12 protein-coding genes are annotated in these 15,051 nt (G+C 52.4%); all 12 read right to left on the bottom strand.

What is annotated here, in order from left to right; genetic code table 11:
* Window positions 1–16 precede the first annotated feature (16 nt).
* Entirely contained in the window at window positions 17–1,990 is a 1,974-nt protein-coding gene (locus SH410x_RS03410; RefSeq protein ID WP_473674627.1) for an acyltransferase family protein, read from the bottom strand.
* Window positions 1,987–3,282, bottom strand: coding sequence for an ABC transporter ATP-binding protein (locus SH410x_RS03405; RefSeq protein WP_473674625.1), 1,296 nt, complete (start codon window positions 3,280–3,282; stop codon window positions 1,987–1,989). Before SH410x_RS03405 ends, SH410x_RS03410 begins: the two co-directional genes overlap by 4 nt.
* A 44-nt stretch (window positions 3,283–3,326) precedes the next feature.
* Window positions 3,327–4,202: an ABC transporter permease gene (locus SH410x_RS03400; protein WP_473674623.1), complete on the bottom strand. Its 876-nt coding sequence runs from the start codon at window positions 4,200–4,202 to the stop codon at window positions 3,327–3,329.
* Window positions 4,199–6,220, bottom strand: a complete 2,022-nt coding sequence (locus SH410x_RS03395) for an acyltransferase family protein (protein ID WP_473674621.1) — start codon at window positions 6,218–6,220, stop codon at window positions 4,199–4,201. The genes SH410x_RS03400 and SH410x_RS03395 overlap by 4 nt, the downstream gene beginning before the upstream one ends.
* Window positions 6,221–7,435, bottom strand: coding sequence for a glycosyltransferase (locus SH410x_RS03390; RefSeq protein ID WP_473674619.1), 1,215 nt, complete (start codon window positions 7,433–7,435; stop codon window positions 6,221–6,223).
* Between the two features lie 6 nt (window positions 7,436–7,441).
* Window positions 7,442–8,242, bottom strand: a complete 801-nt coding sequence (locus SH410x_RS03385) for an FkbM family methyltransferase (RefSeq protein ID WP_473674617.1) — start codon at window positions 8,240–8,242, stop codon at window positions 7,442–7,444.
* A 2-nt stretch (window positions 8,243–8,244) separates the two neighbouring features.
* Entirely contained in the window at window positions 8,245–9,423 is a 1,179-nt protein-coding gene (locus SH410x_RS03380) for a hypothetical protein (protein WP_473674615.1), read from the bottom strand.
* Window positions 9,424–10,569 (bottom strand): polysaccharide pyruvyl transferase family protein, encoded by a 1,146-nt coding sequence (locus SH410x_RS03375; RefSeq protein ID WP_473674614.1) that lies wholly within the window; start codon window positions 10,567–10,569, stop codon window positions 9,424–9,426.
* A gap of 5 nt (window positions 10,570–10,574) precedes the next feature.
* A complete protein-coding gene (locus SH410x_RS03370; RefSeq protein WP_473674612.1) occupies window positions 10,575–11,546 on the bottom strand; it encodes a KpsF/GutQ family sugar-phosphate isomerase in 972 nt (323 codons plus the stop codon).
* A 69-nt stretch (window positions 11,547–11,615) separates the two neighbouring features.
* Complete coding sequence (locus tag SH410x_RS03365; RefSeq protein ID WP_473674611.1) at window positions 11,616–12,671, bottom strand: NAD-dependent epimerase/dehydratase family protein; 1,056 nt, start codon at window positions 12,669–12,671, stop codon at window positions 11,616–11,618.
* A 21-nt stretch (window positions 12,672–12,692) separates the two neighbouring features.
* On the bottom strand, window positions 12,693–13,751 hold the full coding sequence (locus SH410x_RS03360) for an NAD-dependent epimerase/dehydratase family protein (protein ID WP_473677233.1): 1,059 nt from the start codon (window positions 13,749–13,751) through the stop codon (window positions 12,693–12,695).
* 131 nt (window positions 13,752–13,882) lie between these two features.
* Window positions 13,883–14,788, bottom strand: coding sequence for an ABC transporter permease (locus tag SH410x_RS03355; protein ID WP_473674609.1), 906 nt, complete (start codon window positions 14,786–14,788; stop codon window positions 13,883–13,885).
* Window positions 14,789–15,051 lie beyond the last annotated feature (263 nt).

Genomic DNA, 15,051 nt, shown 5'->3' with positions numbered 1-15,051 from the left:
TTGCATCAGCATTATCTTACTCAGAGGATTGATCTTGAGCTACGGCGACAAATACGTCGACAATCATCGCCTCTAACGCAAGCTTAATGCCATCTTGTGTAAGATGATTACTGTCGAGATACAGTGGAACCCCGCCCACGGAAACCCGATATCGTTCTCCCGATTTGTCCAGAAATTGAGTTGACGGATCAAATACGGTTAGGGATCGCTCCATCAGTCGATAGACCGCCTTATTCATTCTACGATGGTCTTGAACTCGCATGGATGTGAAGCTGCCTTGGAGAAAAGGGAACAGCTGTTCGCGAACGTGCCAGCGGAGCACATCAAATTCATAGGTCGGGACATCCGCGATCAAATAGACATCTGATCCTGCTTCCTCAAACCTTCTCACAGTCTTCTCTAGCGCAAGTGCGAGCTTCTCAGCATCACCAATCTCTCTTTCATAACTACCCCAGTAGGCAATCAAGAATGTCATTTTGACATCGTGCTCAGCTACGAACTCGAGCGACTCCTCCCAAAGCACCTCCGGATCGGATGATGCATGCTTGTATCGATATGGCCACTCGAGAATAGGCGGCGTGCCCTGGTGAGTAACAGCAACACCTGAGACACCGTATTCTTTGCCAATCGCGTCAAACGTAGGCAGCGCAAACTGAGCATGACTATCACCAAGCACAATAAAATCGACTCTTGCTGTGTTCGGCGAACCCAGAACAGGAAGATGTTCGCTCCAGTTGTCCTGCTCCGCATCAACGTTTCGCATCAGATGCTTATACCGAGAACGCTGAGCTTCGTCCTTTTCCGACATTCGCAATATTTGCTTTGCCTTATCAGGAATTCGACCAGGCGCACCCTCTGTCGCAACAAGGGTCATTGAGAAAACACAAAGTACAAGCGTCGCCAGTAGCGTTGCGCCGAACACCTGCTTCCTGCTACTGCAAATGCGTTTCTTACGAAACGGTGTCTCTACTGCCCACCATGATGCAACAGCCAGCACAAACGAGACGATCACAAGAGACCACTTTTCGACAGTGGAGAACGCTGCGATTTGCCAATACGAAGACAGTGATATTACTGGCCAATGCCAGAGGTACAGTGAGTATGAAATCAGCCCAAAAAACCTCAAGATTCGAGTCGAGAGTATACGACCGGTGACAGATATCTTGAAAGATTTTGATTCAATCCTCGGGGAATTCGCCCAGATCAAGAAAGCAGTCCCCAAGCAAGGCGCAGTCGCTGCACCCCCTGGAAACGGTGTGCTATCGTCATACCAAATGACCGGAGCGATGATTGCGGCTAATGACAATACGGAGACTGTTTCCCGCCCCCATGCATGCATGGGCGATGTTTGCGCCGCTAACAACGCTACCATTGAGCCACATAACAACTCCCATGCTCGTGTGGGCAACAGAAAGAATGTTGCATAAGGCTGATGAATCACGCCCCAAACCGAAAGCGTGAAACTAGCGAGGGCGGCAAGCCCAGCAACGGCAACTAGGCCCCGGGTTCTGCGTAGCAATCGGAATCTGAACAGTAAGATTAGTGCCAACGGTACAACTACGTAAAACTGTTCCTCGACCGAAAGAGACCAAGTGTGTAGCAGCGGCTTGTCTTCATTGCCGCCATCAAAATAGTTTGTTGTTCGCCAAAAGTAGATATTCGAGGAGAACAACGTCTGAGCAAAAGCCGCTTTGCTCGTTGCGATAAGATGCTTGGGCAACTGCAGAAAATATGCTGCCACAAGTGTGACTGAAACACACACAAAAAGAGCTGGAAAGATGCGACGAACTCGTCGCTCCCAAAAGTTTCCCAGTGAAAACTGCTCGGCTCTGAGATCCCTTATGATGATTCCGGAGATCAAATAGCCTGAAATGACAAAGAAAACGTCAACCCCAACAAACCCGCCCTGGCATCCCAGCCCAGCATGATAGAACACGACAGAAAGAACCGCGATTGCGCGCAGACCATCGATTTCGGGACGATATCTCAATTCTGTGAGCTTAATTCGCCAGCGGATGACAGCGACCAACGCGACGCCAATTCGATCAATCCAGCATCGCCATGCGCCGCCATCTTGATTGGCGGCCCGACGACATGCAACATCGCTACTACGGTTTGGGGAACCTGGACATCGCATTCCCCTGAGTGGACACTGACTCCAATCGAGTAGGCACCCACATGAAACGGCAATCGTGGAATCGTCAATACGACTTGATTAAGTCCATTGGCAAACTCGATTTCGCCGCACGCAGTCACAGAAGAGAGGGACGCAATTATCCCCGCTTTTTTCGAATCAAAATACAGTCGCACGCGAACTCCACGGCCCGAACGATGGGACCGGAAACGCAAGTGAAATCGGAGTTCGTCTCCAGTTTCCGCGGAGATGCCGGCTAAGTCGCAAGCCCGCGTGCCATTTACATCCACTTGCAATCCATCTAAATGAACCAAACGCCTCGAGTCAATGCCATCCTCTTGTCGAGTCAAGGATTGATTGCTCTGGCCAATTGACTCGTAAATTGCGATACCTTTGCTAGCGTCGCCATCGAACGCAACTACACCGTGGTCCATCACAATCGTTCGATTGCAAACACGCTGAATATCGGTCATAGAGTGAGATACCAACACGACGGCAGTATCAGAACGAACCAGCTCCGTAATCCGTGAGATGCATTTCATTCGAAAGTCCAGATCGCCCACGGCCAGCACCTCATCGATCAACAAGATATCTGGCTTCATTGCAGTTGCGACTGCAAAGCCCAAGCGGACTTGCATTCCCGAGCTATACGATCGAACAGGTGCGTCAATGAACTCGCGAATTTCGGCGAAATCAATAATCTCGTCTAATTGCGAAGAGATTTCGCGTCGCGACAACCCCAACACCGCGCCGTTGATAAATATGTTTTCACGGCCGCTCAAGACCGGATTGAACCCGGCGCCCAACGCGATCAGCGCTCCGACGCGCCCTCGCAGCGTGATACTTCCACCATCGGGTTTGATCAACCCGTTGAGCATTTTCAGGACAGTGGTCTTGCCAGCCCCGTTGTGGCCAATCAATCCAACGCACTCACCTCGATTCACGTCGAATGAGACGTCGTGATTCGCCCAAAACTCATCCTTGCGAAGTCCAATCGTCGCTAAACTCCTCCCGCTTAAATCGCAGATCGTATCTTGTACGCCGTACAACAACGAACGTTTCAAGCCGCGACAAAATCGTTTACTGACTTGATCAACCGCGACCGTCGGTGGATCGTGGGTGGCATGATCGTTCACGCTATACACCATGTGCAGTTCCTGGAGAGACAGTAATCTCGAGTAACGCTACTCACCTACATCCCCATCCGAGCGATTGTATGGGGAAGAGCAACTCGGTAGATCGCAACACCAACAAACAGTCCCAACACACTAAGTATTGAGATGAAGAGAAAAGCGAGCCAGTCGCACGGGAGGCCCACCAAGCCGTTGCGAGTGAACTCGAGGACGTGCGTCACCGGATTCAAATTCATCACCTGGGCCACGCGTCCTTGACTGGGACGCGCAAATACGACTGGCGACACCAGCATCCAAAACATCATGATCGTTTGCAACGCCATCGACACATCACTGTAGAACATTCCAGCAGGAGTAATCAGGATGCCGATGGCATAACCCAGCAACATGATCCCGAACACACCCAAAGGAAACAGAAAGAGAGCCGATGGCGTGAATTCGTAGTCACCACTCCAGGCAAACCAACACAACGCGGGAACGAGAATAATCAATCGGACGACAAAGTTAAACAGCGTCACCAACAACCCCGACAAAATCAAAGCCTCACGTGGAAAGCGGATTTTGGTCAACATCGCTCGGGCATTGTTGACTGCTTTCAGCGGCCCGTTGACGCTGTCCACAAAAACCTGCCATAGCAACGTCCCGACAAGCACGAAAACGGGATACGCAATTCCGGATGAACCGGTTGAAAAGGCACCACCGGCCCGCAAAAACAAAAACACGGCAGTGGTCCCCAGGGGTGGCAAGAATGCCCACAAATAGCCCAGCAAGCTCTGACGGTACAAGCTGCTGATGTCGCGTCGCGCCAACGCCATCGCGAGTTCGCCCGACGCCAAAGTATCCGCCATCAATTCACGAAGAAACCTCGCCGGGTCTCGCAATGACGATTCAGCAGAATATACAGTGATGGATCCTGGTTGGTCGTGTCCATTCATGGCTTATGCTCCAATTGAACTGATGCCGACGCAGAGAACAGCGCCGGTTCAATCACGTGCAATGAGCCCTCTTCGGTCAGGTGATTGTCATCATAATATAAGGGCGTGCCATCTCGCACCACGTCGTAGCGCCCCGTCGATTCGTCCATCAGCGATGCAGCTGGGTCAATGAACTTCGCAGCGAGATTCTGCTCTCTTAGCTCAAACATAATTTGGTTCTTGTTGCGATGCTCTTCTAATGTACAGCCTTCAACTCGCCATTTCATAAATGGCAACATGTACGTGCCAACCATCGCTTTTGGCACATCAACTTCGTGCGTAGGCACGTCTAGCAAAATCCAGACTGTCGCACCGGTCGCTATGATTTGATCCACCGTTTCGCGAAAGACCTCACAGAACTTTTCCGTGCCCATTGTCCTTACGTACAAGCTCCAATAGGCGCTCAGATAAACGTCTTTTACTTTCTGCTCGCGAATCATCTGCAACAATCGTCCTGAATACTCGACGACATTGGGCTCTCCGGTGGCCAATCCAGAATCGAAGTCGACAAACGGAGCAGTGGAATACAGGATCGCAGCTCGCCCCGAAATCCCCTGCTGTCGCGCAAATGCATCAAAAGCTGGCATTGCGACTTTGGCATGGCTATCGCCCCAGAGGATAAAGTTGGGATGTGCCTGGTCGTCACCGAGTGTCGGCAATGTCCCAGCTTCGATGTCCTGGATCGATGTTGGATGCATTGACGCTCCCGTGACCTGCATGTTTCGACGGTTCACTGTGCGTTCATAGGCTTTCGCCAGTACGGCCTGCGCCTGATCTGGCAGGCGATCGGGAAACCCCTTGCTTGTGTTGATGGCATAGGACGCTCCCAACACCAAGACACTGCTGGCCAAGGCTGCCGCAAACAGTGGCCCACGTGCTGCCAACACCTGTTTACTGCGAGCCGGGCCTTCTACCAAGTAGAACGAAATGATCGCCATCGCCAACGATGCTGCCACGCACGTCAGGCGGGTTAGCAGATCCAGCTCGCCAAAGCTCCAGTAGTGGGTGAAGGCAAGGATTGGCCAGTGCCATAAGTAGAGCGAGTAGGAGATGAGCCCGACAAAGACAACCGATGGCAACGAAAGAAGGGACGCAACCCGGCCCGCGGGTAGCGAATCCACGTTTTGATTCACCCAAATCAAAGCCGCTGCCCCAAAGCAGGGCGGCGCGGCAGCCAGTCCGGGAAAAACGGTTGTTCGCCCGTATGCAAAACAAGGAATCAGTATTCCCAAGACACCCACGACACTCACAATGTCTCTTGTGCGGGAATGCAACACTGGCGTGGGCGGCATGACAGCGAGCAATGAGCCGAGCGCAAGCTCCCAAGCCCGTGTTGGCAACAAAAAGAATGTTGCTGAAGGATGATAAAACGCTCCGTATCCACTGACCACGAGGCCGCCAACGACAACGAAACCGAATACGCCGGTCAATGCCTTGCGTGTAAGCCTTCCTGACCAAGTGATTGCCATCAATGCCAACGGGAGCACCAAGTAGAACTGTTCCTCCACGGCCAAGGACCATGTGTGCAGCAACGGCTTCTGCTCGGCGGCGCCAGCAAAGTAGCCACTGTCCTGCCAGAAATAGACATTCGCACTTAAGAATGTTTGCCAAATACTTGAACGCCCCAATTCAGCAAAGTCATCGGGAAGCAATAGAAACCATCCGGCCACGAGCGAGGCAGCAACGACGGCGACTAACGGCGGCCAAATTCGCCGCACCCGGCGTTCCCAAAAACTCACCAACGAGAAAACGCCTCGTTCTAAATCTTTAATGATCAACGACGTGATCAGGAAACCAGAGATCACAAAGAACACGTCCACGCCAACATAACCGCCGGGAAAGCCGATCCCGGCGTGGAATAGAACCACAGCGACGACTGCAACCGCGCGCAGGCCGTCAATATCTGGCCGATAGGAAAAACCATCAATCATCCGAGCGAGCGGATCGCTGTGGTTGTTGGAGTTACCGATGTCTGTCACCTAGCTTGACCCGCATTGGTTGGCGTACATGACACGATAGCGTTTGGCTTGGATCGATAAGCTGAATTCAGCTTTCGCAAGTCGTCGAGAACTGCCTTGCATTTCTCTCAGACTGTTTCGATCCTTAAGCAGCCGAAGCATCGCATCAGCCAACGCTTTTGGATCACCAACGGGTGAAACTGCCATACCGGAAACTCCCTCGCGAACCATATCGGGAAGACCGCCGACACTGAACGCTAGAACCGGCGTTCCGCATGCCAAAGATTCCAATACTGTGCAGGGTAGGTTATCTTGCAGCGAAGGACAGACAAACAGATCGCAACCGGAGTAGAAGTTTCGCAACAAGCGATCACTTCGAAGTGGACCGAGGTGTGTGTGTACACAATCACCTCGTAATTCGATCTCACCTCTCCCCACTGTCACGACGTGGATTGCAAGCGATTGTTTCACTTGCGTGATGGCCTGGGCTAGCTGGGACATTCCCTTTCGACGATCATTGATGGAATCTGCAAGGAATCCAATCACCAACGATTCGTCGGTGACGTCACAAATGTCTCGGAGCGTTTGCCGATTGGACGGATAAAACACTTCGGTATCGATGCCGTAGGGAATGCATTCAGCCGAGAATCCTGACGTTACTTCACTGCGAGCAACCTCGTCCGCCATCCAGCGTGATGGCCCCACGAACGTGATGCGGTTTTCAGGTATCGCAGAAAGAACGCGACGTTTCTGCTGGATGGCTTGATGTTCCATCGACAACCAGGGTTCGCGTAGCTCAACGCCCGTTGGTTCATAGTGCCATATCCCGCGAAGCGGATTCAAATCATGCAGCGTCCACACAATCGGTGCTTGTTGGGCCATCCAAGGCAAGATGGTTTCCCAGTTCATAAACCAGGACACCCAATGCAGATTCCAAACATCAGGGACCGAATCACAAAACATTTCAATCGTCGCCCAGCCATCAGGATCGCTAAACGGCGTGTCAGATGATGAGGGCAGTTTTTCAAAAAGTGTTGGCCAAAGCCTACGACGAATTCGCTCTGTGGGAGAACGCCTAGATAGTGCCGGCAGAAATTTAACGATTGATGGCGAGTTGCTCGCGTCCAACCAAGTGGATTCTACGTCGCCTTCGGCGAGCAATCCTTCGTGCAATCGAAGGCCCGCCCGAGCAGCACCGCCGGTAACCGGAGCAGAAGAAACATGTGTGACACGCATCACGAATCAATCCCGTGTCGCAAAAAGGTTCAGCTGAAGATCCATGCCCAGGTAGTCTTGCTTTTCCATCAGTGGTCGCAAACTACAGAACTGAGTCTGAATGTAGTAACGAAAGCCAGAATCAGTCAACTTCGCCAGAAGCGAACTGAGCGATTGCGGTCGATCCTTGAACGAATGATACTCAATAAACATGGCCGACACGTGCTGTAAATCACTGTCGCACAGGACGCTCGCCTCTTCCCCTTCAATGTCCATCTTTAGAAAATCCACAGGCTCGCCGATAAGAGAATCCAGCGAGATCGTTTCGATCTGCAACACTTCTTGGCTTCCCTTAACTTTACCAACGCGTCCCGCATCAGCGCCTTCTCGCGAGAACGTGACCGGTTGAACTGACGTCGATACGGCTTTGTTCAACACATCGACGTTGTCGTACTTTCGTTGACCAAGATTCCACATCAATAGCTTGTGAATCTCGGGGTCGCATTCGACTGCGGTGATCACAGCACCAGGGTATCGTGTCTTGAAATAGACAACGCTGGTTCCATAGTTCGATCCACAGTCGACGATTCGCGGGTTCGTCTTGGTCGTCCTGAATTCGTAAATACGTTGTTCAAATATTTCTTTGTAACTGTGCCGAAATGACAGGGCATCGGCGACTTTGAAATCCTGACCTTCCAGGCGGACGAGGCATGATTGATACCGAGGAAGGCCAACCAATCCTGGAAACGCTTCCGCCGAATCTTTCGACAGGGAGTACCCAGCAGCAGAGATCCTGCTCCGGACAATCGACTTTAGCTTTGTCAACATAGCTATCTCGTCTTTGATGAAGTAAGCCATCGCTTGCCATATCGAACGAGCGTCCCAAACGCGTAGCGTGCTGTAGGTCGATCCCGATGATCGTCTAAAACCTTCAACTGCCGATGAAGTTCGTCGATCGTTCGATCAAATTTGCCTATCGACGCTTCCAACGCGGCGACTTGCTCGGGTGTGAACTTCTTGCCTTTGAAGACTTCAAAGGTCGGTGGGCTTTGGGTTGGATTCGTATCATTTCCAGTCAGGGGCTGTCCGTTGATCACATAGTTGATCGCCTCGACAATGCGACTGGCTGCGTGGCCATCGGCACGATACGACGTTTGTGCCAGCCAATCCTGGTACTGAGCCTGGCTGGGAGACGGGGCGATCAAACTTGGCAACTGCAACAATACAGATTCCCAATGTGTCGCATGCCAAGCAGATGGAGTGAGAACTGGAAGAGCAAAGGGATCAAAGATTAGCGTTGGAACGCCTTTCAGTACCGATTCAACCGCAAATGTTGAAGGGGTGGTAATCACTGCATCGGCGTCGTCCAAAGCTTGAGAAGCTGTCCCCTTCGCGTTGACATTCAAACCGAGCGTCTCCCCTAACGCGTTTGCAATCCGCCAAGTCGGCTCGATTCGGGGAATGGATCCATCGAGTCCTCTCATCAAACCACGAAACTGCGAAGTCACGACGTGCTGCTGCTCCGCCGTGACCCAGGGTGTGCTTGCGGTTGCAATGAGCAACCGGGGTTGATGCTCAACAGGCTCCGAACGACAAGGCCGCACCTGCAGCTCATCGAGTCGCGGGAATCCGGTCGCGTACACATTCTCATTTCCCAGCCAAGCGAGCTGGCGTTTCTGCAAGTCCCCCATCGCGAACACATAATCAGATAGCAGCGGCTGGAAGAGTGGAGCCTCACCAGAATCAATATCGAACGCTGGATTTTTAAAGGTTGTGCGCCAATCGATCACTCCATCGAGGATATGAAACGTTGGAACGCCTCGCGCTTTGCAAGCAGCGATTGCCAGTCTGCTCGGAGAATGCTGGTCGCAGCTGACAATCAAGCCATCGACGCCTTGGAGCGACTCGTCGAACGGTGGCGCGAGCTCATCTTGAAAATCAAACTTCTCAGCGACCGCTCGATAGTGATGGTACCGCGCCTGATTCTCAGTCGTTGCTAGGCGAATCACTTAAACAGGAATTCCGTATTGAACCGAAGTCGCTTGAAACTGATCGATAATCCGCTGAACAACGTGGATCGGCACCACGATCGCATGCTCTAAATCCAATGTGTCGATACCGGAACTGAAGTCACGTAGCGGTCGGTCCGGACAGCCAACCAACTCCAACAAGCCCTCCATTTTCGAAGTATTGGTTCGCATTGGAACAAACGGGACGCTGCAGATCGATGCGAAGATGTTGATGTGATATCGTCCCGAAACGACAAGCGATACCGAATTCATCAACGAGATAACCTCCAACCAGTTCAGGGCACCCAGTGGAATGATTGCCGCGCCAGCTCGCTTGGCTGCAGACGCCAGTTCTTCGTCCTCAGCCTCCACCACATAATAGAGCACGGAGTACCCGGAATTGATCAATTGCTTGACATCTCTGCCGACCAGCGAATCCGCAACCTGTCCGGTTCCGCTCAGTACTCCCGGTGTGTAGATGGCAATTTCATCGCCATTTACGAACCAATCCGTAAAGGCCTTGGGTATACTATTCTCCGCTTCCAATCGCTTCCGTGCCAAAAAAAGACAATCGGCGGCTAGCGATGCCTTGATGCCTTGATCATCGAGATACCGTTGCGAAATCGGTTCACGGACGATTATCTGGTCGACAGAGTCACGAATAGCCGCCAGCAAGGTGTCACCCAAGGCATTTATCGAGCAGTTCAAAATCGAAACGCGTTTACCTAGTTTTTTTCCAACAACGCACAACCCAATCAAATTACGGGCACCGATCGTATCGTGGTGGATAGTGCCTTCGCCGTTGACAATCAGCTGATCCGCGTCGGCCCAAATCGGCTCGACGCGTGACGCAAATTGGTCAATCGCCTGATTCCAAAGTCGCGAACAAAGCTCGGGTGCAGCAGTTTCCATTGGTCGTGAGATCGAGCCAACGCCGGCGATACGCCGCACGATTCGGTGTGCCAATCCCAACCTGGGAATGGGCACGTCGCAATGCCAGAACTCGTGATATCCGTAACCAACCGGAGACCGCGATACGATGTCAACGCCCCTTTGGGCCAGTAGTTGCAGCAGACAGGCCACTGTCCCCTGGCAACCCGGATTGCTGGTGCCGCTGGTGTCGTTTAGGAAGATTGCTTTCGTCACGATCGTTATTGATCACCAGACAATACGTCATGCATCCGCACAAATCCAACCAATCGCTGGCTGTCATCCACTATGGGCAAACTATAAACTTGATGCATCGGGTCTTCCATAAGCCTGATCAATCGATCGAGCGTGTCTTCGGGGCTGGCACAAGTAGGATCTGCGGTCATGCAGTACTCAACGGAAACAGTCAGGTCATCCGATACGATTAGCTGTCGACGAAAATCGCCATCGGTCAAAAGCCCAAGTAACTGCCCCTGAGCGTTGCAAACACAGACTGCTCCCAATGGGGAACGCGTCATCTCGATAGCCGCATCACGCAACTTGGCGTCAGGCAGCACTGTCGGAATCGCATGCCCAAGGTGCATTATATCTTTTGCGCGTAGTAATAAACGACGTCCAATGGTACCGCCGGGGTGATTGACTGCGAAGTCATCTGACGTAAATCCACGTTGCCGCATCAGCGTACACGCAATCGCATCGCCTAGCACCAACGAAACCGTACTGCTGCACGTGGGGGCAAGACCCAAATAACAGGCCTCCTCGGCAACGCTAGCATCCAGCACGATATCGCATTCTTTTGCAAGAACGGTTGATACATTTCCAAAAATGGCGTAGATCGGCACGCCGATGTGCCGAAGCGATGGAATCAGTCGCACTAACTCAGGTGTTGCCCCGCTATTTGAAATCATCAATACCGCATCATCAGCGCTAACCATCCCGAGATCACCATGCAATGCTTCGGATCCATTCATAAAAAAAGAACTGGTCCCTGTGCTGGCAAAGGTTGCAGCGAGCTTCTGCCCCACCAATCCTGATTTCCCGACCCCGGTAAGGATCAGCTTCCCTTTTAGCGTCAATAGTTTGTCAACGAGGTTCACCGCGTCATGCCCTAGTCGCAACGCAACCGTCTCCAAAGCAGCGCTCTGCATTTCAAAAATGCGACGCAGTTCCTCAAGAGTCCCTTCGGCTTTCAAGTTTCTAATCAGATCAGTATGATTGCGAAAGTTTTCTTGGCACGTCGCTCAAAAACGCAACTTACGTTTTTAATTGGTTGATGCAGCTAGGTTTGCTTCGACAATCTGGCGGATCGTGTCTTCGAGTGAAATGCGAATGTCCCACTCGGGGTAGTGTGCTCGCATTTTAGTCAGGTCACTGTAGTAGCAGATATGATCGCCAATTCTGTGTTCGTTGACGTAGGAGTGCTTCATTTCTCGTTGAGTGATTGACTGGGTGATTTCAAAGGCTTCGAGAATTGAACAACTGTTAGCCTTGCCGCCACCGATGTTATAGACCTCAGCAACACGAGGCGCGTCGATGAATGCAGCAATGAAGCGGGCAACGTCTTCGCTGTGAATGTTGTCGCGAACCTGCTTGCCTTTGTAACCGAAGACGTTGTATTGGCGACCTTCGAGGTTGCATTTCACGAGATAGCTCAGGAAGCCATGCAGCTCGACTCCGCTGTGATTGGGGCCGGTCAGGCAACCGCCGCGGAGGCAGCAAGTTGGCATATCAAAGTAGCGACCATATTCCTGGACCATCACATCGGCAGCGACTTTGGACGCACCAAAGAGCGAGTGCTTTGATTGGTCGATAGGGAAAGTCTCTGGGATGCCCCTGGCATATTCAGCATCGTCGTAGTCCCAGCGGGAATCAAGCTCCTTCAACGCAATGGTATTGGGGCGATCGCCGTAGACTTTGTTGGTCGACATATGAGCAAAAGGCGATTCCGGACAGGCTTGTCGGACCGCTTCGAGCAAATTCAAGGTGCCGACTGCGTTGGTGTCAAAGTCGTCGAATGGGATCGCGGCCGCGCGATCGTGGCTCGGCTGGGCTGCGGTGTGAACGACCGCGTTTGGTTTGAGAGTTTTCAGAAGGTTGAGTACTTGCTGGCGATCACGAATATCAAGCTCGTGGTGCTCAAATTCGCCAATGGCCTCGGTAAGTCGCTGTTGATTCCACCGGGTGTCTCCGCTGGGACCGAAGAAGACGGCACGCTGATTGTTATCAACGCCATGGATCCTCCAACCCTGCGCGGCGAAGTGCATGCAAACTTCGGATCCAATAAGACCAGAGGAACCGGTGACGAGAATGGATTTCATGGTAAATTTATGACGATGAGACTAACTGCACGAAAGGGCCAACCAATTTGGGTTTTGGGTAGCAAAGTCGCTGATTTCTTCAAGGACAGATTCGACGGGGGTAATGGGATGCCAGCCCCATAATTGTTGGCACTGGGTCGGATCAAGGACCATCCAAGGGATGTCGAAGGGACGCACTTCGGGAGTTTGCTCAATGGACTGTGGGCCGATGTGCGTGTCGCACCAGTTCGAAAGCTGCTTCAGTGATCGGCTATTGACGACTCCACCGCTGACGTTGACCGTTCGAGACTTGTGCGTTTTCAGCGGTTCGGAGAACTGCTGTTTCAGGAGCGGCACAAGATCGTTGGGATGCAGGCAATCGCGGACTTGATGCCCCTGGCCGCCGAAGCCGATGTATTTCAGGGGTGATTTTTCATGGTAGCTGTGGATCCAGTACGCGAAGATGCCTTGTGCGGGGTGTCCGAATTGACCTGCCCCCGCCATCACGCCGCAACGGTTGATCCAAACCGGGAACCCAAACGTTTCCCCATACTCTAATGCTAAATGCTCGCTGGTGACCTTGGTGCTGCCGTACAGGGAGACCGGTGGTGCCGTTGTGTATCGTTCGTTGACGCCGGCCGCCGTGATGCCAAATGGGAAGGACTGGTCGAGTCTCGGTTCGTAGGCATCCTCCACGACATCCATCGACAATTCGGCAAGTCCAGGAATCGAATAGACTCGGCTGGTCGACAGCAAGTTGAATCCGGCCCCGTGTTGTTTGCAGTATTCGAGCAAATTGATTGTGCCGGCGAGGTTGTGTTCGATCAATTGCCGGCTGCTGGTTTTGCCATCGATTCCCGCCAGGACACTGGGGTTCGCAGCCGCGTCGATGACCCAGTCGACCGCTGGCAGTGATTCCACATCGCTGGCAATTCGAATGTCACCGTGAACGACTCGAATGCCTAAATCGGCCAGCGGACGGCGATTTATTTCGCTACCGGCACGACTGAAGTTATCCATCCCAACAATCTCGCGGGCGATCCCCGAAGACATGATCGCTTTCGCGAGCGTCGAGCCAACGAAACCGCAGATACCGGTAATGAGAATGCGAGTGGGCAGTTTTAAGCTAGCAGTTGGCAGGAATAGGGAAGGAGGGACAGAGGACCGATACGCGAGGTTTGCTGCCAACTGACGACTTTCACTGACAACTCAGACGAAGCCAGTTAGTGCAGTCATACGGTGTCCATGAACGTTCGCTCGACTCGATTAAACACGGCAGTCGAACACAAAAATAGGATGACGGAAAAAACCACAGAGTAGGCCACTCCTGAAATCGTGAAGTTCCCCGCACCTAAAAACCCGTAGCGGGTTGCCTCGAAGAGTGGTGAGAGCGGGTTCCAGGCAAGATATTTCGCGACGCTGGCAGGCATCTGCGACGCGGGGTAGATCACCGGGGTGGCGTACATCAGTAGCTGGACGCCAAACTGAAGCAAAAACACCATGTCCCGGTATTTGGTTGTCATGGCCGAAAATAGCATCCCAAAACCAAGGCCCATCATCGCCATTGAGAAGACGGTCAGTGGAAACAGTAACGCGACCGAATTGGGCTGGATCTCTCCACGCCACCAATACCAAATCATCACGACGATAAAGAGTGCGAACTGGATTCCAAATCGCATTAGATTCGACATCACGATCGAAAGCGGTGAAATGATCCGCGGAAAGTAGACTTTTCCGAACAACGCCGCGTTGTCTTTGAACACGGTCGCGGTCTTGTTGAAGCACTCTGAAAAGTAATTCCAGAATGTGATTCCACAAAGGTAAAACAAGATCTGAGGCAGCCCATCGGTCGAAAGGCCGGCGATCTTGCCGAACACTAACATGTAGACGAGCGTGGTGAAGATCGGCTGAATGAAAAACCAGATCGGGCCGAGAATCGTTTGCTTGTAGAACGAAACGATGTCACGGCGAGTGAACAGGTACAGCAAATCCCGGTACCGCCACACTTCCCCCAACTGCAGTGATAGCAGAGAAGAATGAGGTTCGATGATGAGATCCCAGTCATCATCCCCCTGCGCCAGTTCACTGGGGTTCTGGGGGTTTTCGTTTCGTGAGGTATCAGTTGCCAAAATATTCAAATAGATGAGCCGCGGTTAACGGCGACGTTTGGACAGATCATTTTCACGTGAGGCAAACGCACGGAATTTAACGAGGGGCAGACGGCGTTCGATTCGCGCAGACTTCGTCCACTTGGGTGACATTCGCTACCGAATTTCGTACCCTGCCATCGCTCACACCGGCAATCGATGCGTCGACGCTTCCGGCTCAGAGAGCCAAACAAGCTCGCTCGCTTTGCTCGCCCTCGCCCTCGCATTTCCGACGCCATTCATGCGATAAACGC

It is taken from the genome of Rhodopirellula sp. SH410 (assembly GCF_055811895.1).
This window is presented reverse-complemented; position numbering and strand designations above follow the sequence as displayed.